At 44.3% G+C, this 24,358-nt stretch carries 22 protein-coding genes and 1 other RNA gene; 12 read left to right on the top strand and 11 right to left on the bottom strand.

Annotated features, from left to right (window positions below; translation table 11 throughout):
- The 6 genes from pseG (at window position 1) to ABS362_RS14530 (ending at window position 7,718) form a co-directional block, all read left to right on the top strand.
- Window positions 1-1,476 carry a UDP-2,4-diacetamido-2,4,6-trideoxy-beta-L-altropyranose hydrolase gene (gene pseG / locus ABS362_RS14555; RefSeq protein WP_350413225.1) on the top strand — a complete coding sequence of 492 codons (1,476 nt, stop codon included), beginning with the start codon at window positions 1-3 and terminating at the stop codon, window positions 1,474-1,476.
- A 12-nt stretch (window positions 1,477-1,488) separates the two neighbouring features.
- The gene (gene pseI, locus ABS362_RS14550) at window positions 1,489-2,532 is read left to right on the top strand and encodes a pseudaminic acid synthase (protein ID WP_350413224.1); all 1,044 of its coding nucleotides are present in this window, start codon (window positions 1,489-1,491) and stop codon (window positions 2,530-2,532) included.
- A 3-nt stretch (window positions 2,533-2,535) separates the two neighbouring features.
- Entirely contained in the window at window positions 2,536-3,810 is a 1,275-nt protein-coding gene (locus tag ABS362_RS14545) for a glycosyltransferase family protein (protein WP_350413223.1), read from the top strand.
- Window positions 3,811-3,867: 57 nt separating this feature from the next.
- Window positions 3,868-5,442 (top strand): LamG-like jellyroll fold domain-containing protein, encoded by a 1,575-nt coding sequence (locus ABS362_RS14540; protein WP_350413222.1) that lies wholly within the window; start codon window positions 3,868-3,870, stop codon window positions 5,440-5,442.
- Window positions 5,443-5,513: 71 nt separating this feature from the next.
- Window positions 5,514-6,998, top strand: a complete 1,485-nt coding sequence (locus ABS362_RS14535) for a lipopolysaccharide biosynthesis protein (RefSeq protein WP_350413221.1) — start codon at window positions 5,514-5,516, stop codon at window positions 6,996-6,998.
- Between the two features lie 72 nt (window positions 6,999-7,070).
- Entirely contained in the window at window positions 7,071-7,718 is a 648-nt protein-coding gene (locus ABS362_RS14530) for a hypothetical protein (RefSeq protein WP_350413220.1), read from the top strand.
- Here ABS362_RS14530 and ABS362_RS14525 read toward each other — a convergent pair whose 3' ends face one another.
- The 4 genes from ABS362_RS14525 to ffs all read right to left on the bottom strand — a co-directional run bounded on the left by ABS362_RS14525 (window position 7,719) and on the right by ffs (window position 9,652).
- Window positions 7,719-8,432, bottom strand: coding sequence for a cell division ATP-binding protein FtsE (locus ABS362_RS14525; protein WP_350413219.1), 714 nt, complete (start codon window positions 8,430-8,432; stop codon window positions 7,719-7,721).
- A 16-nt stretch (window positions 8,433-8,448) separates the two neighbouring features.
- Window positions 8,449-8,652, bottom strand: coding sequence for a fructose-6-phosphate aldolase (locus ABS362_RS14520; protein WP_199111277.1), 204 nt, complete (start codon window positions 8,650-8,652; stop codon window positions 8,449-8,451).
- Window positions 8,653-8,789: 137 nt separating this feature from the next.
- Entirely contained in the window at window positions 8,790-9,446 is a 657-nt protein-coding gene (gene fsa / locus ABS362_RS14515; RefSeq protein ID WP_350413218.1) for a fructose-6-phosphate aldolase, read from the bottom strand.
- 109 nt (window positions 9,447-9,555) lie between these two features.
- An RNA gene (ffs, locus tag ABS362_RS14510) (signal recognition particle sRNA small type) lies at window positions 9,556-9,652 on the bottom strand.
- Window positions 9,653-10,345: 693 nt separating this feature from the next.
- Between ffs and guaA the strand changes: the two genes are divergently transcribed.
- The 5 genes from guaA (at window position 10,346) to ABS362_RS14485 (ending at window position 16,286) form a co-directional block, all read left to right on the top strand.
- On the top strand, window positions 10,346-11,875 hold the full coding sequence (guaA, locus tag ABS362_RS14505; RefSeq protein WP_350413217.1) for a glutamine-hydrolyzing GMP synthase: 1,530 nt from the start codon (window positions 10,346-10,348) through the stop codon (window positions 11,873-11,875).
- A gap of 87 nt (window positions 11,876-11,962) precedes the next feature.
- On the top strand, window positions 11,963-13,657 hold the full coding sequence (locus ABS362_RS14500; protein ID WP_350413216.1) for an ABC transporter substrate-binding protein: 1,695 nt from the start codon (window positions 11,963-11,965) through the stop codon (window positions 13,655-13,657).
- Window positions 13,658-13,679: 22 nt separating this feature from the next.
- The gene (gene hemL, locus ABS362_RS14495) at window positions 13,680-14,975 is read left to right on the top strand and encodes a glutamate-1-semialdehyde 2,1-aminomutase (RefSeq protein ID WP_350413215.1); all 1,296 of its coding nucleotides are present in this window, start codon (window positions 13,680-13,682) and stop codon (window positions 14,973-14,975) included.
- A 128-nt stretch (window positions 14,976-15,103) separates the two neighbouring features.
- Window positions 15,104-15,640 (top strand): dCTP deaminase, encoded by a 537-nt coding sequence (gene dcd, locus ABS362_RS14490; protein WP_350413214.1) that lies wholly within the window; start codon window positions 15,104-15,106, stop codon window positions 15,638-15,640.
- Window positions 15,641-15,839: 199 nt separating this feature from the next.
- The gene (locus ABS362_RS14485; RefSeq protein ID WP_350413213.1) at window positions 15,840-16,286 is read left to right on the top strand and encodes a DUF4890 domain-containing protein; all 447 of its coding nucleotides are present in this window, start codon (window positions 15,840-15,842) and stop codon (window positions 16,284-16,286) included.
- A 66-nt stretch (window positions 16,287-16,352) separates the two neighbouring features.
- On the opposite strand, the gene gldC is transcribed toward ABS362_RS14485, so the two are convergent.
- Window positions 16,353-16,694 (bottom strand): gliding motility protein GldC, encoded by a 342-nt coding sequence (gldC, locus tag ABS362_RS14480; RefSeq protein WP_162426554.1) that lies wholly within the window; start codon window positions 16,692-16,694, stop codon window positions 16,353-16,355.
- Between the two features lie 41 nt (window positions 16,695-16,735).
- Here gldC and ABS362_RS14475 point away from each other — a divergent pair, with 41 nt between their 5' ends.
- On the top strand, window positions 16,736-17,797 hold the full coding sequence (locus ABS362_RS14475; RefSeq protein ID WP_350413212.1) for an endonuclease/exonuclease/phosphatase family protein: 1,062 nt from the start codon (window positions 16,736-16,738) through the stop codon (window positions 17,795-17,797).
- A gap of 132 nt (window positions 17,798-17,929) precedes the next feature.
- Here the strand turns inward: ABS362_RS14475 and dnaN are convergent, their stop codons facing one another.
- The 6 genes from dnaN to ABS362_RS14445 form a co-directional block, all read right to left on the bottom strand.
- Window positions 17,930-19,054 carry a DNA polymerase III subunit beta gene (gene dnaN, locus ABS362_RS14470; RefSeq protein ID WP_350413211.1) on the bottom strand — a complete coding sequence of 375 codons (1,125 nt, stop codon included), beginning with the start codon at window positions 19,052-19,054 and terminating at the stop codon, window positions 17,930-17,932.
- Window positions 19,055-19,160: 106 nt separating this feature from the next.
- Window positions 19,161-20,861 (bottom strand): gliding motility-associated ABC transporter substrate-binding protein GldG, encoded by a 1,701-nt coding sequence (gene gldG, locus ABS362_RS14465; protein ID WP_350413210.1) that lies wholly within the window; start codon window positions 20,859-20,861, stop codon window positions 19,161-19,163.
- On the bottom strand, window positions 20,855-21,583 hold the full coding sequence (gldF, locus tag ABS362_RS14460) for a gliding motility-associated ABC transporter permease subunit GldF (protein WP_350413209.1): 729 nt from the start codon (window positions 21,581-21,583) through the stop codon (window positions 20,855-20,857). Before gldF ends, gldG begins: the two co-directional genes overlap by 7 nt.
- Before the next feature lie 119 nt (window positions 21,584-21,702).
- Window positions 21,703-22,614, bottom strand: a complete 912-nt coding sequence (gldA, locus tag ABS362_RS14455) for a gliding motility-associated ABC transporter ATP-binding subunit GldA (RefSeq protein ID WP_350413208.1) — start codon at window positions 22,612-22,614, stop codon at window positions 21,703-21,705.
- A gap of 126 nt (window positions 22,615-22,740) precedes the next feature.
- Entirely contained in the window at window positions 22,741-23,445 is a 705-nt protein-coding gene (locus ABS362_RS14450) for an SDR family oxidoreductase (RefSeq protein ID WP_350413207.1), read from the bottom strand.
- 181 nt (window positions 23,446-23,626) lie between these two features.
- Window positions 23,627-24,334, bottom strand: a complete 708-nt coding sequence (locus tag ABS362_RS14445) for an SDR family oxidoreductase (RefSeq protein WP_350413206.1) — start codon at window positions 24,332-24,334, stop codon at window positions 23,627-23,629.
- Window positions 24,335-24,358 lie beyond the last annotated feature (24 nt).

Genomic DNA, 24,358 nt, shown 5'->3' with positions numbered 1-24,358 from the left:
ATGAACACAAACCGCCGTATCATTTTCAGGGCAGATGGCAACAGCCGCATAGGCTTGGGTCATGTGGTGCGTTCGCTGGCGCTGGCGGCTATACTGCGCGATGACTTTGAGTGCGTGTTTGCGATACAGGAACCCGACAAAGCTTTAAAAGAACAGATACTCCAGACTTGTCACGGACTAATAACATTACCGGTCTGCACCCCCGGCGAAGCCCGATTTACCTATGAACTGGCGGCCTATATTTCGGAAGAAGAGATCGTGGTGCTGGATGGCTATAATTTCGGCACGGAATACCAGCAAACTATAAAATCGCGTGATGCGGTGTTGGTTTGTATTGATGATATTCACTCCTACCCTTTTGTGGCGGATGTGATACTGAATCAGGCAGGCGGTGTAGAAGCATCAAACTATAGAACTGCGCCTTACACCAAACTGCTGCTCGGCCCGGAATATGCTTTGCTGCGGGAGCCATTCTTAAAAGCATCAAAAGCAAAAAGAGAATTACCGAAAGGCAAGCTCAAGATCCTGCTAAACCTGGGCGGCGCCGATCCAGATAACCATACCTTACAAATAGCTAAGGAACTGGCAGAAGTGCAAACTATGGCAACTATACAGGTTGTAGTTGGAAGCGCTTACAAACATTTACCTGAACTACAGGATTGGCTGCACGCGCACAAAAACTATAGACTGCACCAAAACCTGGACGCCTCACAAATGGCCAGCCTGATGAAAAAGTGTGCAGTAGCTATTACATCGGCAAGCGGCGTGGCATACGAATATGCAGCAGTTGGCGGTGTGCTTTTTGTAAAACAGACAGCCGATAACCAAGCCGGTTTATATAAATTTCTGACAGAGAACGGAGTTGCACAGGTTTATAGTTCTGATGCTTTAAAGCAGGACGTGCCGGATCAGTTTGAAGCGCAGATAGCTGTTCAACGACAGTATTTTGATGGCAACAGTGACGAACGGTTACGTCAGGTATTCCAGCAACTTAGCCTTACTACCAACCTTGCTTTGCGCCACGCTACTATAGAAGATATAAAATTGGTTTTCGACTGGAATAATGATTCTGAAGTTCGTAAGCATTCCTTTAATCCGGAGCCAATTTTACTTGAAAACCATATCCGTTGGTACAAGGCAAAACTGGAAGATGCCAGCACTACGTTTTATATTGCAGAAATAATTGGCACTCCTGCCGCACAGATCCGGTTTGATGTGAACGCTGACACGGCAACAATAAGCTACCTGATCAGCAAGGGCTTCAGGAGCAAGGGACTTGGCCACAGTGTTTTACAAAAAGGAGTCAGCAAACTCACTCGTGAGAATAAAACTATAAAAACTATAGTAGGGCTGGTGCAGAAGGATAATTTAGCCTCGGTAAGGGCATTCGAGAAAGCCGGTTTTGCCTATGACGCACCAGATCCGCAACATCCCGATGCGCACCGTTTTGTGCTGGATTTGCCTCAAAAAGTATAGATTTAAACAATCATGATCAAAGATATAAACATAGCCGGCCGCATGGTTGGGCCAAACCATAAGCCTTTTATCATTGCCGAAATGTCGGGCAACCATAACCAGTCGCTGGAGCGCGCGCTGGCTATAGTGGATGCTGCTGCCGATGCAGGGGCCGATGCCATAAAGCTGCAAACCTACACCGCCGACACCATGACATTGCCGGGCGCTTTCACTATTGAGGACCAAAATTCGCTTTGGAAAGGCCGCGAACTATACGACTTGTACAAAGAAGCTTACACGCCCTGGGAGTGGCATAAACCAATTTTCGAAAGAGCAATAGAGCGAGGCATGATCGCTTTTTCGTCGCCTTTTGATGAAACTGCTGTTGATTTCCTTGAAGAACTAGGCGCTCCGGTTCATAAGATTGCATCGTTCGAGAACACTGACCACCCACTGCTGCGCAAAGTGGCTGCTACCGGCAAACCGGTTATTATGAGCACAGGCGCTGCTACTGTGCAGGAAGTAGCCGAAGCGGTAGAGGTTTTGCGTAATTCCGGTTGCAAGGAGCTTATCTTACTGAAGTGTACAAGTACCTATCCATCTACCCCCGAAAACACGAACCTGCTAACAATACCGCACATGCGCGAACTATACGGCGTGCAGGTCGGCCTGTCGGACCATACCATGGGTGTGGGTGCAGCAGTGGCTGCAGTGGCATTGGGTGCTACCGTTATTGAGAAACATTTTACACTGCGTCGTGCTGATGGCGGGGTGGATTCTGCTTTTTCGCTGGAGCCGGAAGAGCTGCAAATGTTAGTGGTGGAATCGGAAAGGGCGTGGCTGGCGATGGGGCATGTACAGTATGGCGTTCAGAAGGCCGAAGAAAAAAGCCGTTTGTTCAAACGCTCAGTATATGCAGCCCAGGATATTAAAGCCGGCGAAACACTTACCAAAGAAAATATCCGGGTTATTCGTCCGGGACTAGGCTTGGCACCAAAACACTACGACGAACTACTGGGTAAACCTGCAGCTACCGATATTAAAGCCGGAACTCCGTTCACCTGGGACATGGTATAGCCCATGAAGAAATGGTACACCCTCTATAACAACATCTTACACCTGCACTTTTCAGAAGGCTTTTATAGTTTACCGGAGAGTGCCAGGAACGCCGTATCTCCTGCCCAACCGCCTAAACGCTTTTTAAAAGTAGCCGGCTATAGTTTGATCAGGCTGATCGGGAACATGTTTAAGCAGGTGAAGCAACCAGAGAAACTGCAGGGAAAGGTGTGGTTGTATGTGGTAAGCCAGAATAATTACGACAGCCTGAAGTTTATAGAAGCAGGTTTGTCTGATGCTGTTTTTGTGGCCGGTCAAAGTAAGGATATCGGGAAATACAATGCTATAGTTAACCGGCTGTCGCTTCGCAGAAAAGTAGTTTATTACTATAAATTTCTGCCACTCTACCTGGAGTTCCTGAAACACAAAAAAGAAAGCACACTTCGTTTTTATGATGTGCTGTTTGATGCTGTCGGGTTTTATGAAGTGTACCTGCAGAAGCTGCGAAAATACAAGCCAGCAACTATAGTTTTCGCTAACGACCACAACCCCGATGCACGTGCCATGTTGCTTGCCGCAAAAGCTGCCGGAATCAAAACAGCTTATATTCAACATGCCAGTATAAGCCCGATCTTCCCGCCCCTGCAGTTTGACCTGAACCTGTTGGAAGGCCAGGACGCGCTGGATAAATATAAATTATGCGGGCCTGTGGAAGGCAAAGTAGAGTTGATCGGAATGCCGAAAGCTGATGCGTATGTCAACTATAGAAACCACAAAAGAAAAATAAAAACTATAGGAATTGGCTGCAACTTGATGGATGATATTTCGGAGGTAGAAAAGTTATTGTGCCAGTTGACTCTAGATTTCCCAACTATAAATTTTATCCTTCGCCCCCACCCACGCGATACCCGCAGCTATAGCGCTATCACAGCTATAAGCTCCAACATCAGCATTTCAGATGGACGTACAGAACCGACCTTTGATTACCTGCGCCGGATTGATGTACAGTTAAGCGGAAACTCTGGTATACACCTGGAAGCTGTTTTGCTAAATGTTTGGTCGATATTTTATAATATGAACACGAAGGAGAACCTGCACGATTACTATGGTTTTATAGCACAAGGCTTGGTGGATGCTTGTACAGACTATGAGGGCTTGAGGGCATTACTACAGGAGCATCTGCAAAACAAACCTGACGTGTACCAGCGGGCTGCTTACTATAACGCTACCGTTGGTACCGAATATGATGGTAGAAGCGGTGAACTGGCATTGCTTCACATCAAATCAATTTTAAAATAGGGAAATCTCTATTATATTTAGATTACTAAAATTACAATCATATTTTATTCAGCGCCCTTGAAAACAACTCTAAACTTCCTGTTAGTTTTAATACTCCTTTCAGTTTCGAATTTATCAAGTGCACAGGGGCCTGGCAAGGCTATTAGTTTAGATGGAAATGATGATTATATAGAATGCGGGACTAATAATAGAGGAATTACATCAACTATTACTGCAGAAGCTTGGGTCAAGACCAGTTCTTATAAATACCATTGGATAGTTGGCAAATATGACAGAGATGCTCAGGGTGGCTATCATTTAATTATCAAAGAGGGAAAAGCAGCATTTGCTGGCAGAGATGGCTCTGGGATTTATAAAATATCAGGTTATTCCAGCGTGTTAGTTAATGATAATCAATGGCACCACCTTGCCGGGGTTAGCGAAAACGGTACCTGGCAAATTTATGTAGATGGCATTTTACAGAACCAATTAGTTTCTGGCTACAACGCTACCAATCTGACAAGCACAGCCATGATGGCAATTGGAAAAGATTTCCTGGCAAATAATGAAAACTATAAAGGCCAGGTAGATGAAGTCAGAATATGGAAAAGAGCGCTTTCTCAAGATGAGATCCGCCAGAATATGTGTCAGAAAGTTCTACCTACATCTACCGATCTTGTAGCTTACTTTAATTTAAATGATGGTACAGGCAGCACTATACAGGACTTAAGTGCATCAAAAATAAACGGTACCTTTAAAAACATGAGCCCAAGTTCAGCCTGGGTTATTTCAGGTGCGCCGATAGGCGATATAAGCGTATACAGATATACAAACAAATGGGATAGCTCACTTGAGTTGGTCACTACTAATGTTTCAAACTTCTCTGTATTAAATGTTGATCCAACTATAATGGGCTTTCATCTTTACAAGGTCAATTCACCACCGGCGCAAACAAATGGCATAAATAATGCTCAGACAGTAGATGCCTATTTTGGCGTTTTTAAAGTTGGAAACAGTAACAAAAAGTATAAAGTGTCTTATAAAGATTATGCGCTTACGTGTGGCATTACTTTATACAGACGTTCAGATAATACTGCCTCAAGCTGGCAAGCAGTAGCCGATACTATAAATTCACCTGTTATACGCTATAATAACGCTTTTAATTATGGTGAATTTGCGATAACCTCTCGTAACCTGCCTTCAACAAATACAGAAGCTTCAGAATACTTGTCCTGTAACGATACCCCTGTAACCTTAAAGGCTCCAATCAGTCAGAATTCTGTATACTTATGGAGTAACGGGCAAACATCACAAGCTATTCAGGTTAAAGCAGCAGGTACCTATAGTGTAACAACTACAACTTCCCAAGGCTGTCAAATAATCACAAATTTTAATGTGGAAGCTGACGAATGCCCTATCATCCCAAACATCATCACGCCTAACAACGACGGCAAGAATGACACCTTTGTGGTAGGTGGCTTAAACATTGATAACATCGACATAGAGATATTTAACCGTTGGGGCAAAAGCATCTACAAACGTTCGGGATATGATAATACCTGGACTACCGGAGCTACCGGAATTTACTACTACAACATAAAAAGCCGGCTTACCAAAAAAGACTATAAAGGCTGGTTAGAGGTTGTAAAGTAACTATAGTTGCCCTTATTTTATTTATTCATACAAGCCCCAAAACCTTTACCTTTGCTACCTGACTTTAGCCAATGAGTAGAACTTTACAGCGCGAAGGTATCTGGAACACCGTGATCTCGTATGCCGGTATCGCGATCGGTTACGTGAACGTGATCCTGCTTTTCCCGAACATCCTGAACGAAGAACAGGTGGGCTTGACGCGCCTTTTGCTTACCATTTCCGAAATGTTTGCCCAGTTTGCGGCACTCGGTTTTGTAAACATGAGCGTGCGCTACTTCCCCTACTTCCGCGACAAAGCAAAACAACACCACGGTTTCCTGTTTCTGCTGCTCTCGGTGCCTATGCTGGGTTTTGGGCTAATAACAATCCTCTTTCTGCTGTTTAAGCCAGCTATATCCGACTATTACCGCGAAAACTCCGGCCTTCTGTTGGATTACTATTACTACATCATACCGCTGGCCTTTTTCACGCTGTTGTTCAACCTGTTCACAGCTTACCTCCGGTCGCTTTTCAAAACTATAGTTTCGTCGTTTGTAAAGGATTTCCTGTCGCGCTTCCTGATTCTGGTGCTACTGGTGGTGTATACATTCGGCGTGATGGATTTCCATACGTTTGTGGTGCTGTATGTGGGCATTAACTCGGCTATTGCGCTGGTGCTGATGGTGTATACCATGTGGCTTAAACAGTTTCACATCAGGCCGTCGCTGGCGGTGGCTGCCGGTATAATTCCGTTGCGCGAAATGCTGTTCTTCGGGTTGTTCACGTTCATGGGCAACGTGTCGGTTACCATCATCAAAACTGTGGATCAGGTCATGATCAGTGCTGTTAGTCTCGGCGCTAATGGTATCTACACCACAGCATTTTTTATTACCAGCGCCATTATTACGCCGGCACTGGCCATCTATAAAATTGCCTTTCCGCAGGTAGCCGAGTTCTGGAAAGACAAGAACCTGCCGGGCCTAGGTAAGTTCTATAAACAGATTACGCTCATCAACCTGATTATCGGTTTACTTCTTTTCGTAGGCATTTGGGCGAATATTGATAACCTGTTCTCGTTTATGCCAGAAACGTACCGTCAAGGCAAATACGTGGTACTATTACTGGCTATAGCCCGACTCGTAGACCTGGCAACCGGCATCAACGGCATCATCCTGGCTACTTCCGACAAATACCGCTGGGACCTTCTTTTTAATATCGTACTGGCCGGCCTTACTATCTGGACCAACTATATTTTTATACCCCTTTATGGCATGAATGGCGCCGCTTTTGCAACTATGCTGTCGCTGGTTTTCATCAACCTGTTGCGGATGTTCTTTGTGCAGTGGATATACAAAATGCAACCATTCGCCTGGAGTTCAGTGGGTATAACTATAATTGCAGCTGTTGCGCTGGGCGTTTCTTATCTGATTCCTTACCTCGGCAATGTGTTCCTGGATATAGTCGTGCGCTCCGTGGTGATAACTATAGTTTACGGGTCGCTGACGCTGGGCTTTAAAGTATACCCGGAGCTGAATGACTGGGTGCGAAAGCTTATAAGAACCTACACTGGGTGGTAATTACCTATCTGGCTGCAACCCTCGTTTTATGGAGCCGTTAACCTGAGTTAAGTATCTCTATAAGACTATACTATGACACAGAAATTTTATACTTACCTCTCTTTCTCCCTGGCCTTGCTATTCTTCTGCAACTGCAACGGGGACCGCGACAACACAAACCAGGAAGCACTCCAAAACTATAAGAATTTTGTAACGCAGGTAGAAAAAGATACTGCCCGCGCTATAGATGGTTCCGAACCTGACAGTATCTGGCTGACACGGACCAACACCCTGCTCTTACAGCATGATAGCCTTGAGAACCAAGCCTTAATAGCCAAAGATTATTACTCGCCAGAGCAGGAACAGGAATTTGAGGACCTGGGTAATCGTTTTGAGGAAGCTGAAGGAAAGATTAAGGTGAAGCAGGAAGAAATCAGCAAACGCTACAAAATGCGTAAAGACATGCTTGGCTTAAAAGTGCAGACTGATGATATGTCGGTGCTAACGGCAGCGGACCTGGCTCCTACTTACAAACATTTTGTAGAACAAGTAAATGCAAACTATAAAAACTATACCTACACAGATTGGCAACTGATTGAAGGCTGGTGGAATGCGTTGAGTAACAGAGCCGAAGGCCTGTCAAAAGAATTGACGCCGGAAGCTCAGTCTGAAATTGAAGCGGCCAGAAACGAATACATCCGCATCCGGAAAGACGCGAACATCACCCAGCCAGCAGATTAATTAGTAATTGGCTGTCGTGAACGCGAAGGTTTCTTTATTAGAGTCTAGTACCTTACCGCTTTCGCACTTAAGTACCCGTTTCGGGTAACGGTTGATGATCTCGTAGTTGTGCGTTGCCATCAGTACGGCCGTACCGCTGTTGTTGATCTCCATGAAAAGCTGCATGATGCCATCGGCTACGATCGGGTCAAGGTTACCCGTTGGTTCATCAGCAATAAGTATAACCGGCTCGTTCAGCAGGGCGCGGGCAACAACAATACGCTGCTGCTCTCCACCCGAAAGCTGGTGGGGCATTTTGTTCGCAGCTGAGTCCAGGCCTACACGCATCAGCACTTCCGAAATACGTTGCTTTATCTTGCTCTTATCCTTCCAGCCGGTTGCGCGCAGCACAAAACTCAGGTTCTCGGCTACGCTACGGTCAAACAGCAATTGGAAATCCTGGAAAATGATACCGATACGGCGACGCAGAAAAGGTATCTTTTTACGCGGAAGTTTAGTTAAATTAAAATCAGAGATGAACGCAGAACCTGTTAACAAAGGCAGGTCAGCGTAAAGAGTTTTCAGTAACGAACTTTTCCCGCTGCCTGTGCGCCCTACAAGGTACACAAACTCACCTTTTTCAATATCAAAACTTACGCCACTCAATATGGTGTTGCTGTCCTGGTAAACAGCTACATCGCGAAGGGATACTACGGGTGAAGAAGAAAAACTCATTTATACTTAACGCTACTTAAATCTCTAATTTCTGCAGTTTACCAAATTCCAACGACTCTATCAAAGCCGCCAAGGCATCTTCCTTCCCTTCCAGACCATAACGATCCAGATTTTTCAATGGTCGGTCGGCCCGGAAATACGCTATGAGCACGAAGTTGGCATCGCGCAGCTGTATGTAATCCGGAATTTTAGCCTTGCCTTTTACTTTGATGATATACATTGATTGGAGAATTAAAAATTAGTAATGACTAATAATTAATTAATAGAACTATAAATGAACAATGATTAATGAGCTGAAAAAGCAGAGAACGATGTCCCTATTTTTCATTACTCATTAACCATTATTCATTAAAAGAGTTATTTATTGCCTTTGGCGTGGTCAGCCAAAAACTTAGACAAACCAATATCAGTAAGTGGGTGGTTCAGCAGGCTTGTAATTACGTTAAGCGGGCAGGTTACCACATCAGCACCAATCTCAGCGCACTGCACCAGGTGCATTACGTGGCGAACCGAAGCAGCCAATACCTGTGTCTGGTAGCCATAGTTGCTGTAGATCTGCACGATCTGATCGATCAGTTGCATACCGTCTGTAGAAACATCATCTAAACGACCAACGAACGGAGAAACATACGTTGCACCAGCTTTAGCAGCCAAAATAGCCTGGCCAGCAGAGAATACCAGCGTGCAGTTAGTTTTTATGCCTTTTTCGCTGAAATAACGGATCGCTTTCACGCCGTCGCGTATCATAGGCACTTTTACCACGATGTTCGGGTGCAGCTCAGCTAAGAATTCGCCTTCTTTAATGATGGTTTCATAATCTGTGGCAATAACTTCAGCACTGATGTCACCGTCAACGATCTCGCAAATTTTCTTGTAATGCGCCATTACATTGTCGTGGCCGAAGATACCTTCTTTCGCCATCAGCGATGGGTTGGTAGTAACGCCGTCCAGTACACCAAGATCGTGCGCTTCCTGAATTTCCTGCAGGTTTGCAGTATCGATAAAGAATTTCATAATAGATGGGATGTTTATAGTTACAAAGCTAAACTATAAATCCTGAAACCGGAAAGAAAGCGGATAATTTTAAGGTGGCTGGGGATGAGCCTTGAGGTATGGGCAAAAAAAAGTGGCAAACCAACATCGCGCCGCTTCGACCGCCTACCCTTGCTACCTTCCGGTCCTGGGGGATTTGGCAGGAGCTGGCCGTGCCGATTTGCCGTTACAAAAGTACGTAAATTCTGATGCAATGCAAACTATAGAACTATAAAATCTGATATAATTCGACTCATTAACTATAAATCACATATTGTCAGATGATTTCATTTTAATCCAATCTACTATCATATCATTTATAGCGTAGCTGAAGGGTATTATGTGTCCTATAGTCTAATTAGTCTTCAACCTGAACCAAGTCATAGTTGCAAATTACTTCTAATCCTGGGAGCTTTACTAACCTATAGTTTCATTTCCAGCTTTGGTGCCCTCACGGCCGGGAGGCCCCGTCTTCGGGCATCGCGCTGTGCGAATTTCTTTTGCTCCTGCGTCGCAATGCCTGCGGCACTAGATATTCACAAGGCGCTCAACCCAAAGACTATGATATTTCTCATAGCATCTGCTGAACTATAGTTTGAACCGATAAGCTTCGAGATTTATCGTGGTCATAGTTCCGTAGGGACAGGTCGCGACCTGTCAGATCTTAGGCTGTAACTATAGAACTATAGCTACCAATTATAGCAACAACAGAAATTCCCCTCTTGGGAGGGGCAGGGGTGGGTTAAGATGCCAACAATAAAAAGATATCTCCAAGCGATAACTATAAAACAACAACCGAAGAAATTACTGAAATCCTCAACCGCCCAGCACATATCTTCAAAACTATTGGCAATTACTATAAAAGCACCTTACCTTTGCGCATGCCAGAAAAAATTCTCATCCTCGACTTTGGCTCCCAATATACCCAGCTTATAGCAAGACGGGTTCGCGAGCTTAATGTATACTGTGAGATTTACCCGTACAATAATGTACCTCCCCTCTCAGATGATGTAAAAGGTGTAATCCTGTCAGGTAGCCCCTGCTCAGTACGCGACGCCGAACACCCAACTATAGATCTCGATCAGTATTTAGGCAAATTGCCGGTACTGGGCGTATGCTATGGGGCGCAGCTGATTGCACATGAGAGCAAGGGTGAAGTAACGCCATCAACAATCCGCGAATATGGCCGTGCAAGGCTTTCGGAGCTACACAATGCCAACCGCCTGATGAAAGAACTCACTCCCGGTTCTGTAGTCTGGATGTCGCATGGCGATACGATAAAGGAAGTTCCGGACAATTTCGAGATTATTGCCAGTACCGAAACCGTACGTGTAGCGGCATACAAGCTACGCGATCAGGAAACCTACGGCATTCAGTTCCACCCCGAAGTAACGCACTCCGACGAAGGAAAAACCTTATTAAGAAACTTTGTAGTTCACATCTGTGAGTGCCAGCAAGACTGGACTTCTGACCAGTTTGTGGATGCGACCGTTGCGGATTTAAAGCAACAGCTTGGTGATGACAAAGTAGTTCTTGGACTTTCAGGTGGAGTGGATTCTAGTGTGGCTGCCATGCTCATCCATCATGCCATTGGTAAAAACCTGTATTGCATATTTGTAGACAACGGCCTGCTACGCAAAGACGAGTTCGAAAATGTTCTTGACTCTTATAAGCACATGGGCCTGAATGTGAAAGGCGTTGATGCGAAAGATAAGTTCTATTCGGCCCTTGCTGGTTTAACTGACCCGGAAGACAAACGCAAAGCCATTGGCCGTGTGTTTATCGAAGTGTTCGACGAGGAAGCCCATAAAATTGAAGACGTGAAGTGGCTGGCGCAGGGTACCATTTACCCGGACGTGATCGAGTCGCTGAGCGTAAAAGGACCTTCGGCAACTATAAAATCGCACCACAATGTAGGTGGCCTGCCCGACTTTATGAAACTAAAAGTGGTAGAACCGCTTAAGACCTTATTTAAAGACGAAGTGCGACTGGTAGGTAAAACCCTGAAAATTGATGATGCCATTCTAGGCCGTCACCCGTTCCCGGGTCCCGGCCTTGCCATTCGTATCATGGGCGATATTACGCCGGAAAAGGTACACGTATTGCAGCAAGTAGATCATATCTTTATCAGCAACCTGAAAAAATCAGGCTTGTATGATGATGTGTGGCAGGCTGGGGCTATACTTACTCCTCTACAGTCAGTGGGTGTAATGGGCGATGAGCGTACTTATGAAAATGTAGTTGCCCTTCGTGCTGTAACAAGTATAGATGGCATGACCGCCGACTGGAGCCGCTTACCATATGAATTCCTGGCTGATGTTTCGAACGAGATCATAAATAAAGTAAAAGGCGTAAACCGCGTAGTATACGACATCAGCTCAAAACCACCGGCAACTATAGAGTGGGAATAAGTTAATGCATGAATTTTGATTGAATAAATGAGTGATTAACAATAATAATTCACTCATTTACTCAATCACTCCTTCAAAATTAAAAATATGAAGAACAACTTCTGTAAGCGTTTATTTTTTGTGTTATCGCTGACGCTGGCCACACCTGTTTTTGCACAGCAGAACGAAGATGTAACCTATAGTAACGGTAAAATACTGTTGCAACAGCAGCGCTACGAACAGGCAATGGCTGAATTTATGCCGCTAACTATAGCCAGTTCTGCATATGCCCCGGAAGCTTCATATTTTTATGCCTTATCAGCTTTTAAAGCTAAAAGATACAAGGAATCGCAGGAAATGCTGCAGCAACTAAAATCTCAGCATCAGGATTGGGAGCAGATGAATGACGCTACTTACCTGCTGTCCAACGTACTGTTTGAAAGAGGTAACTACGACGAGGCACTAACGCAATTACAACAGCTCGCCAATACCCCACTTGCTAACGAAGCAGCCTCCCTGGAACGCTTTTATCTTCAGAAACTGACTGATAAAAAGGAGTTTGAAAAACTGGTGCAGCGTTACCCAAACGACAAGGTGCTGGGAAAAACATATGCCGACAAATTGATAAGTGTATGGTATAACCCAGCAAACAAAGCAACTTTAGAGCGCTTGATAAGTAAGCACAATTTAGATCGTAGCAAGTATCTGAATGCAGCAGCCCGCCGAAAGCAAGGTTATAATGTAGCACTCCTCCTTCCGTTCCAGTTAAACCAGGACCTGAGCCATAATGTACGTAAGAACCAGTTCGTAAACGACCTGTATGCGGGCATGCAGCTAGCTCAGGATGTAATGGAAGAGCAGGATATAAAGCTTAACCTTTTCACCTACGATGCCGGAACGGATACCTCAACTGTAAACCGTATTTTCAGTTTACCCGAAGTAAAGCAAATGGACCTGGTAATAGGACCGGTTTATAAAAGCTCAGCCCCTATCGCTACCAGATTTGCCCAACAAACCGGCATCCCGGTAATCAATCCATTGTCGCAGGATATAGAAATAGCCGGGCAAAATAGTAATGTATTCCTTTTTGAGTCTTCGGTAGCTACGCAGGCGCGCCAGGCTGCTGCTTATGCTTACAATACCTTCTCTCCTAAAACAGCCGTCATTCTTTTCGAAAAATCAAACGACGACACAACCTTTGCTTACTATTATAAAGAGCATTTCAAAAAACTGGGAGGAAAAATTAAGGCGTATAAAAAGATCAACTCAGCCCAGTCCACTACCACAGCTTCTACCTTCAAAAACCTGGTATTAACAGAAGTGGGCCACATGGCGGTTTTCTCCGATAAAATGACTGCTGCCGTAAATGCTACAAGTAAACTACAATCAACAGCAGCACAATTACCACTCATAACCTACCAAAGCTGGCTAAATATTAACCAAATTACCTTGCGTCAGCTCGATAATCTTGAAGTGTATTTCATAAGCCCTAAGTTTGTGGATGCTACATCACCTGCGGTAAAAGATTTCAGAGAACGCTATCTAAGTCGATATAACATCCCGCCTTCGGTATATGCTTATGCAGGTTTCGAGATGCTGTATTTTTATGGCTCGATGCTGCAACAATATGGTCCTAACCTGACGCAGGCTTTACTGGAAACCGGCATTAAACCTGGCGCCCTTTACCCTGCTGTAGGCTACACAAACCGATCAGACAGAAACCAATTACACCCGGACAACCAGTTTGTACCGATCATTAAATTAGAAAACCTTCAACCTATAGTTGTAAACACGGTTTACTAACTATACCATAAAAACTATACCGATGAAGACAGCACCCATCAGTGAAGAACTGTTTCAGAGAGCTAAAAACTTTATACCTGGCGGCGTAAATTCACCTGTAAGAGCTTTCAGAGCTGTAGGTGGCAACCCGCGCTTCATAAAATCAGCCAAAGGCGCCTACTTATTCGATGAAGACGGTAACCGTTACATGGAATTCATAAACTCGTGGGGACCTATGATACTGGGCCATGCCGCTGAAATTGTACAGGAAGCTGTAATGCAGGCAATTCCTAATTCTTTATCCTTTGGTGCGCCTACCCGCAAAGAGATTGAGATAGCCGAACTGATCATCAGCATGGTACCTAGCATCGAAAAAGTGCGCATGGTTAACTCTGGTACTGAAGCAACTATGTCGGCCATCCGTGTGGCGCGTGGCTATACTGGTCGCGATAAAATGATCAAATTCGAAGGCTGCTATCATGGCCACGGCGATTCTTTCCTGATAGCTGCCGGTAGTGGTGCTATTACCCTTGGTGTTCCGGATAGCCCGGGTGTAACCAAAGGCGTTGCTAATGATACGCTTACTGCTCCCTATAACAACCTTCAGGCTGTACAGACATTAGTTGATGCTAACAAAGGACAGGTAGCAGCTATTATTTTAGAGCCTGTTGCAGGTAACATGGGTCTGGTACTTCCAACTCAGGAGTTCCTGCAGGGCTTGCGCGACCTGTGTACCAAAGAAGGCATTGTGTTGATCTTTGATGAAGTGATGACAGGTTTCCGTCTGGCACCGGGCGGAGCACAGCAATTGTTCGGCGTTACACCGGATATGACCACCTTAGGTAAAATTATAGGTGGCGGTATGCCGGTTGGTGCTTATGGCGGTAAAAAAGAGATCATGGATTGTGTGGCTCCTGCCGGTCCGGTTTACCAGGCGGGTACTTTATCAGGTAATCCAATTGCGATGTCGGCTGGCATGGCCATGCTGAACTATTTGAAAGACAATCCGCAGGTTTATACGCAGCTAGACGAAACGACAGAGCGCATGATCACAGGCATGAGTAATAACATGCAGCAGCTTGGCTTGAACTATATGATCAATAAGGTTGGCTCCATGTTCACGATCTTCTTTACAGACCAGCATGTTACAGATTTCGACAGCGCTAAAACGTCGAACACTGCTTTATTTGGCCGTTACTTTAACGAAATGCTGCAGCGTGGCATATACCTTGCTCCATCTCAGTACGAGTCACTGTTTGTTTCTACAGCCATCACACCAGAATTAGTTGATGAATATGTACAGGCAAATTATGAGGCGCTGAAAGCTATTCAGGGTTAAAACCTATAGTTATAACTATAAAATAAAGCGGCAGTGCCTGTAAATGGTGCTGTCGCTTTATAGTTTATTTTGGTGTATATAGCCTTAATTCATTACTTTTACACTCAACTTTTTAGCGTGCATTTCCCATGATCTTAACAGATAACCAGATTTTAAAAGAGATAGAAAAAGGTACTATCCTGATAGAGCCATTTAACCGTAATAGCCTTGGCACAAACTCTTATGATGTGCATTTAGGACGTTACCTGGCAACCTACCGCGATGAGATACTGGATGCACGCATGCACAATGAGATCGATGTGTTTGAGATACCGGAAGAAGGAATTGTTCTTCGCCCGGAGACGCTGTATCTAGGTGTAACATTAGAATACACTGAAACGCACGCACATGTACCTTTCCTAGAAGGTAAATCAAGTGTTGGACGTTTAGGTATCGATATTCATGCTACGGCTGGTAAAGGCGATGTGGGCTTCTGTAATACCTGGACCCTGGAAATTTCGGTTACACAACCAGTACGCGTTTATCACGGAATGCCTATTGGACAGCTGATCTATTTTGAGGTGAGCGGCGGTATCGAGAACTATTATAACAAGAAAGAAAACGCTAAATATAACAATCGCACCATTGCTCCCGTTGAATCCATGATGTGGAAGAACAACTGGTAACATTTAGTAAAAAAAATTGAAATAAAAAGGCCATTCTTTACAAGATTGGCCTTTTTGGCATAATTACTGCACTATAACTACCATAAGTCAATCAGTTGAAAATCAGAAATAAATTATCTGAAAACGGAATTAAAAACGCTCCGGATTGGTTTACAAAAAGACAACAGGGAATAAAGTAAAACAGGAAAAGACAAACACTATGAAAAGATTATTGGTATTAACATTCGCACTTTTAGGTTTCATCTTCACAGCATCAGCTAACGGAAATGAGAAAGCTGTAACTGTAGAAAACAGAGCCAATCATCTTTCTGATCAAATGATCCGTGAACTGCGCCTTAACAATTACCAGTCTAATAAGATCAGAGAAATAAACCTGGATGTAGTTGCTAAAATGATGGCTGTTGAAGCTGAGTTTAATGGCAACCAGGAACTGATAGAGCAGAAATGCAAGGCAATTTGCGCTGAGCGTGATGTGAAACTGGAAAATGTGTTAAGTACTGTACAGTATAACGACTATTTCGGTGACCGTACATACTATAGCAATTTCGATAAGGAATTTGTAGCAAGCGCTGGCCAAACAATTAACAATTCAAATGCCTTGGCTAACACGACAACTGCTAACACAGCATCAAATACGATTAACTAGTCTATATCCAATCTATAAAACAAAAGGGCCGCTAACTATAGCGGCCCTTTTGTTTTATAGTATATACTATTGATTGCTCTTCTGACGTTCAGCTTCTACGTGGTTCATCAGGTCTTCGCAAAGCGCTTTCATCTTCTGAGCCATCACGGAGTCGCTGGTAGCTGTAGCTATACTTTGTGCCATCGCTCCTATTGTATCAATGTAAAAATATTTCATCTCATCAACAGGCATATCTTTTGTCCAAAGATCAATTTTCATGGTACCGGCTTCGTCTCTGTCCCAAAGCGATATGTTGATGGCTTTCGCAAAATGTATCTTTTCTCCGGCATCAGTCGCACGCCAGCTAATGGCTTCCGGTATCTTCTGATCATCAAGAGCTATGCTAAAGTATATTTCTGACTTCTTCATTTTCTTAATTTTTAAACTTTATAGTATCTAAATCTCGTAATATGCCTGATTACATATATTACCTACAAAGTTACGCGATGCGCCACGGAATAAAAACTCTCTTTACGCTTTTTACCCTTATCACCCTGTCCGGCTGTGCCAGTATCCTGTCTAAGTCAGATAAAACGTATGCTGTTGGCTTCTATAACCTAGAGAAACTATACGATAGCAAAGCCAATGCGCGCAATATGGACTATACGCCAAACGGCTCAATGAAATGGGATGACGAACGCTATCAGCATAAACTTAAGAATTTAGCGCAGGCTATAGTTACGATCGGCGGCAAAGACGGTCCTGCTGTATTGGGCATAACAGAAGCTGAAAGTAGAAAAGTACTGGACGAGCTTGTGCAAACGCCCCCACTCAAGAAAAAGAAATATCAGGTTATTCATTTTGAGTCGGAAGACCCGCTGGGTCTGGATGTGGCCTTACTATACAACCCAAAACGCTTTAAGCCTACTCTACAAAAAGTTGTGAAAGTAGATTATCCGCAACGCAACTTTAAAGGCAAAGACATACTACTGGTAAAAGGCATGATGGCTGGCGAGCCTGTAACTATATATGTTAACCACTGGCCGCCAAACTATGGCAATACACGCCAGGGAAGCCGTAACAGACAAGCAGCTGCCAGAAAGCTGCGTCAGCAGATAGACGCAGAACTTAAAACCAACCCAGACGCTAATATTATAGTTATGGGCGACTTTGACGAAGAGCCAAAGTCAAGGATACTACAGCAAACCCTGAAAGCGAACGGCAGACCAAACCCACTCTATAAAGAAGACCTGTTTAATACCTTTTATATAAACTATGTACAGGGCCTGGGCAGCTTTCATAAGCGCGGTGACTTTAAAATGTTAGATCAGGTGCTGGTATCTAAAGGTATGCTGGACAGCAAAGGATTGGAATATGTAATGGGTTCAGCGCAGATCCACGATCCGGAATTTCTGAAATACACCTTTGGCAAGTACAAGAACACGCCAAGAACTACTTATTCGGGAACCACCTACATTGGTGGTTACTCGGATCATTTCCCGGTGTTTATAAAGGTTAAGGTAATGAAGTAAGAAGCACTCAGGCAGGAGAATACTATAAGGCGCAACTTCAGCGTCTTTTTTTTATGCCTTATAGTTTGGACTAAAATACAGAAGTCGGGCTTTGTGGGCCCGCCTTCTGCGCGTTAGGAGAAATATATATCCTTATACGTAATTGTTAAGCATTACAGGCATTACCAGCATCAAAACATTTTCGTTGTCTTCGTTGGCAAGTGGCATAAGCAAACCAGCTCTGTTCGGAGTTGAAAGCTCAAATGAGATCTCATCAGAATCCATGTTGTTCAGCATCTCAACCAGGAACTTGGCATTGAAACCGATCTCCATGTCTTCGCCATCGTACTGGCACGCTAAACGCTCATTTGCCTCGTTCGAGAAATCCAGGTCTTCAGCAGATACCTGCAACTCAGAGCCAGACAATTTCAGACGGATCTGGTGTGTAGTTTTGTTTGAGTAGATAGAGATACGCTTAACAGAGCTTAATAACGCCTGGCGCTCAATAACCAGTTTGTTAGGGTTCTGTACTGGTATCACGTTCTCATAATCCGGGTATCGCTCATCAATCAGACGGCAGATCATACGGATATTATCGAAGCTGAAGAATGCATTTGAGTTATTGAACTCTACGCGAACTGCAGTAGCTTCTGTTGGTAATGTAGATTTTAACAGCGTGAAAGCCTTACGCGGAATAATAAGCGATGCTTCCTGGCTTGTAGCAATGTCGGTACGACGGTAGCGTAACAAACGGTGACCGTCTGTCGCTACAAACGTAACGTTATCAGAACGCAACTGCACAAAAATACCTGTCATGGCCGGGCGAAGCTCATCGTTGCTAACCGCAAAAATGGTCTTGTTAATAGCACGTGCCAATACATTTGAAGGAATTTCAATGGCATTACCACCTTTAACAACCGGTACACGCGGGAAATCAGTAGCATTCTCGCCAGACAGCTTGTAACGGCCGTTGGAAGAGCTGATCTCGATCGTATAGGTTTCTTCGTCGATAGTGAAAGTAACCGGCTGGTCCGGCAGGTTCTTCAGAGTATCAAGCAATATTCTGGCAGGAGCAGCTATACGGCCGTTCTCTTTCGCTTCAACAGGCAACTCCGTTATCATAGAAGTTTCAAGGTCGCTGGCTGTGATAGTAAGTGTGCTGTCGCTTATCTCGAACAAAAAGTTCTCAAGAATCGGCACGACCGGGTTGTTGGTTACTACCCCATTTATGCTGGCTAACTGCTTAAGCAGCGCAGATGAAGAAACTATAAATTTCATTCTATATCGCTATAATGTTATTTAGGCAAAGTTAAAAATAATTCGGATTTATACTACCTATATCGGCAAAGGTTTTCGAGTTTTATACCTGTTTCGGCATGTATTTCTAGAATTTTTCGTACCTGCGTTTGCGCATATAGTAACGCGTTATACCAAACAATGCCAGCAGGGCAATCGGAGCAACCAGGTTAAGTATCTGCCAATACGTTTTGTCTTCCTGCACACGTACTCTGTCCAGTGGGCGAAGCTTGATTTCCTTGCTTCTAATATTGATAAGACCTTCTGAATCCAGCAGGTAATGGATGGTGTTCATGGCCAGTTCTTTGTTCGCAAATTTAATGTTGTTAAACCTATCGAAACCTAGTTCATAAGCCTGCCCGGTTCGTGGGTTTACATCGTTGCGAATCAGGTCGCCATCTGAGAAAACAGCAATTTTAGTTGGTACGCCCTGCTCTTTTATAGTTGTATTCGGGATTCCTTCCGGTGCACGACGGTTGCGGAACAGCGATGTAAAGGAGCCTTCCAATAAATAGCCAACCGGCTGCTCCCCTGCCTGGTATTGTTCCGGGTTCACTTCCATACGGGCTTCTTCCAGGGTTAGCGGAACAGGAGCCTGCATAATGCGCGAGTATTGAGAGGTATAAATCAGTGGCGTTTTACGGATTCCGACAGCTTTAACGGTATCTATAGTTCCGATAAACTTGCTATAAACGGCATCCAGGTTTCGGGTTACGGGGTGTTTGCTAAAGGTATTAAGAAGTGGATAAAAGCGCCAGTTGATCATTTCGGTCTGTGGCTTGCCCCCGGTAAAACCAGTTACCAACGGAATAAAACCAGAGTTCAGGTCCATGATAAGTGTTTGATTCAATCGCACGCCATAACGGAACAACATATCATCTATGTTCAGGTTATAAGGCATGGCAAACGTACCGCCTCTTCCCAAACTATCCAGATCTGCATTCAAGGCGTCAACAAAGAACACAGCCTTGCCACCGTTCATGATGAACTGGTCGATCTTAAACTTATCAGCTTCGGAGTAAGCGGAAGTTGGCTTGGCAACTATTATTAGGTCCAACCCTTTTAATGTCGGAATCTGGTCTAGGTCTCCCAAGGCAACTCTATAGTACTCCTGCAGCGAACCAAGCAGGTCGGTAGCATGCTGTTGTGGCAACTCACCTTGACCGGTAATGTAGCCTATCACTTTATTTCCCTGGAAAGCGACTTTACGCACTGCCGCGGCTAACTCATACTCCACTCCTTCCACCGACTGGTTCAGGCGCTCATCCGGCGAAGCTGCCAGGTTACCTTTTAGAAAATTAACAGCAGTCTCTTTGCCTTTGTACCGAACTATAGCTCCCGGAAATACAAGGCGTTCTACCTGCTTTCCCTCTTCGGTTGCTTTAAGGTTGGTTGGCTGTATTCCTTTCTGGGCAAGTTGCTGCATAAACTCTGTTCGCTTCTGCTCATCGGTTATCGAGTTCGGGTCGAAGAAAACAAAACGAACCTTACCATCCGAATAGATTCTGAACTCTTCCAGGGTTTCTCTGACAGACAGTTGCAAACGCTTGAACCCTGCCGGGAAATCCCCTTCCAGGTAAACTTCAACAAACACTTCTTCCTGCAGGTTTCCCAGCATTTGCTCTGTTACCGGTGCTATTGAATAGCGTTTATCTTCCGTCAGATCTAATCTAAAGAAATAGTTATAAACCAGCATGTTAACCACCACCAGTACAACTATAGCTATAACATAGCGGGTAAGGTCGCGGCGGCGTTTGCTGGTTGGCTTATTAATTTCCTGCGTTACCATTTTCTGCTGCTTAATACCAGTTTAGTTGATAGGATCATGATGGAAATTACTGTTAAAAAATACAGCACATCACGCGAGTCGACAAGCCCTTTGCTGATGGCATCATAATGGTAAGAGATACCCAATTGACTGATCGCGTAACTATAGTTTGACAAGGCCGGAATAGATGCCAGCAGGTCGAAGCCGGTGTAGATGAGATAGCACATGAACAGCGCAACTATAAACGAGATGATCTGGTTACTGGAAATAGAAGACGCAAAAACCCCGATCGCACAGAATACACCTGCCAGGAAAATCAACCCTAAATAAGAGCCAACTACAGCTGCAGAATCTACGTTGCCCTGCGGATTGCCCAGTTCGTAAACCGTATAGTAATACAGCAGCGTAGGCACCAGCGCAAATAAGGCCAGCAGCAGCGCAGCAAAGTATTTACCGAGTATAAGTTGCAGATCAGTAATGGGTTTAGTGAGTAGCAGTTCTATAGTTCCTTCACGCTTTTCCTCAGCAAACGTACGCATGGTTATAGCTGGTATCAGAAACAGGAATAGCCACGGTGCCATCGAGAAGAGCGTCTGCATATCGGCAAAACCATAGGTAAGTACGCTGCTCTCCGGGAACACCCACATAAACATACCAGTAGCCACCAGAAATACCGCAATCACCATGTAAGCGATCAGCGAGTTCAGGAAGCCATTAAATTCTTTTTTAAGTATGGATAACATCTACGATGTAATTAAAAATTATGAATTAGAAATTAGAAATTAAGCGGCCTGAGTTGCGAACTATAGTTATTGGCGAGCTTTTCTCTCCTCATCTCTAATTTTTAATTTTGAATTTCTAATTATTTAGTCAATTGTTGGAAAATCTGTTCGAGTGAGTTTTCTTCCTGGCGAAGTCCAACCAACGGCCAGTTCTGTTCAGCCGCGATCCGGAAAACAGATGCGCGTATATCTGCGTCCTTACTGGATGTAATGCGGTAGGTATTGTTTTGCACCAGTTCCACTTTCTCAACACCAACTATAGTTTGCAGCTGATCTATGTTTATCGGTTGCTCAAATTCTACCAGGGTTGATTTTCCTCCCCTGTTACCGGCCTGCAGGCTTGCCACATCGCTGTTAGCTACCAGTTTGCCACGATTTATGATCACGACACGATCGCAGATAGCAGTAACTTCCTGCATGATGTGGGTGGAGAAAATAACGGTTTTGTTCAGCCCGATGCGTTTGATAAGTGAGCGGATCTCTACGATCTGGTTCGGGTCGAGGCCGGTAGTTGGTTCATCCAGGATAAGTACCTGCGGGTCGTGCACGAGGGCCTGCGCCAAACCAACCCGCTGCCGGTAACCTTTCGACAGTGCTCCGATCTTTTTACCCTGTTCCAATGTCAGGCCGCATAATTCAACCATTTCCTGTATGCGTGCTTTTGCTTGTTTGCCTTTCAGGCCATAAACAGACGCAACAAACTCCAGGTACTCATGCACATACATATCCAGGTAAAGCGGGTTATGTTCCGGTAGGTAGCCAACCATGCGGCGCACAGCTATCGGGTCCTGCACCACATCGTGGCCATTCACAACTATAGTTCCGGAGGTTGGTGGCAGGTAACAGGTCGCGATCTTCATGGTCGTGGATTTACCGGCACCGTTAGGACCCAGGAAACCCAGTATCTGCCCTTGCTCTACCGTAAACGAAATGTCATCTACAGCGCGCTGCTCCCCGAATATCTTGGTAAGGTTCTTTACTTCTACAGACAAAGTTTAGTTAATTAAGAATGACGAATTAAGAATACAAAAGAGAATTCTTAAAATGTAGCTACCTAAAAAGCTGGGCTCAAAAATAGCAAAAATCCTGCCTTCCTTCTAATATTAAAAATCTTAGTCCTACTTCTGTATTCTGCCTTTTGGCATTAACGGGCGAACTTCAATATCAACGTGGTGGTAATTCGGGTGCGACTCCAGGGCATGAACTATAGTTGACGCGATGTCTTCAGGGCGCATCATGTTTTCACGTGAGGTTATGTTCTCGAAGTTATCGAAGAAGTTGGTATTAACAGAGCCCGGGTAAATGCAGGTAACTTTGATGCCATAGTTGCGAACCTCTTTATACAACGACTGCGAAATACCACGCACCGCATGTTTAGAACCACAGTAACCCGACATTTCTTCAATACCAGTAGTGCCTGCTATAGATGATATGTTAATGATGTGGCCTTCGCCCTGCTCTTTCATTTCCGGTAATACAAGGCGAGTACAGTAAAAAACACCATTTACGTTCGTCTCAAACATGGTTTGCCAGTCATCAATACTTTGCTCATCCAGCTTTCCAGCTATACCTAAACCGGCATTGTTTACCAATACAGCTATATGCACCCCTAAGCGACTTAAAGTCTGGTCGAAAGCGTTCTGTACTGAGTCCGGGTAACGCACATCGCATTCAAAGAAATGGAAATCCTGGTGCTCTAACGCAGGCTTCGTTCTGCCCCAACCGGCAACTATAGCACCTTTCTCTAACAGCGCCTCAACTGTTGATAGACCTATTCCTTTACTTACGCCGGTTACTACCGCTATCTTACCTTGTAAATCCATAGTTTTATAGTTTAATTTTGAACGTGTATTTTAATTGTTGATTGTTTAAAGGTTGAATTGTTAAATTGCTAAATGGTTAAGAAGCACAACATTGCATCTCTATATGCCCTTAACTTTATAACTTCCAAACTTTCTAACCTTCTAACTTCATTAACTCTCCAACTCCCAAACTCTTTAACTTTTAAAGGTCTCCCAACTGTGGCCTAATCAGAATTTCCTCCACAACACTATTCGCCGACATTGTATAAGCTCCCCATATAGCCTGTGCCACGTCTTCTGATTTCATAAAACGTTCCGGTGGCAGGTCTACTCCTTCCCAGCTGGCAGTTAAGGTTGCACCAGGCAGTATAGCTGTTACTTTTACGTTATGCTCTTTTGTTTCTTCGCGCAGCACCTTGGTCATGCCATACAACGCAAATTTAGATATACAATAAGAGCCGCCATTTATATAGGGTGTAATACTGGCTGTAGAACAGAGCGTGAAAATATGACCGCTACGGCGCTTTATCATATCTTTAACCAGTGTTTTAGAAATATAATAAGCACTGTACAGGTTAGTATTGATCATAAAAGGCAACGCTTCATCGTCTTCTTCTGTAATCTTTCCGGGTATAAATAAGCCACTGTTATTCACCACAACGTCCAGCTGCACCTGCAGGCTCTGCACATATTTCAGGAACAATTCTACCGACTTTCGGTCACTCAGATCGGCCTGCTGATAGAACACTTTTGAAAAAGTATACGCTTGTTCTATCTCTAACTTCAACTTTTGTAAGTCTTTTTCGTTTCGGGAGCAGGTGATGATGTGGAACCCTTCTTTTGCGAATTGTTCTACAACCGCTCTTCCAATACCTTTCGTGCCGCCTGTAACTACAATGTATCGTTGCATGTGGTATAGTTAAATTAATATGTT

The sequence above is a fragment of the Pontibacter populi genome, from assembly GCF_040278685.1.
Taxonomy (GTDB): Bacteria; Bacteroidota; Bacteroidia; order Cytophagales; family Hymenobacteraceae; genus Pontibacter; species Pontibacter populi.
This window is presented reverse-complemented; position numbering and strand designations above follow the sequence as displayed.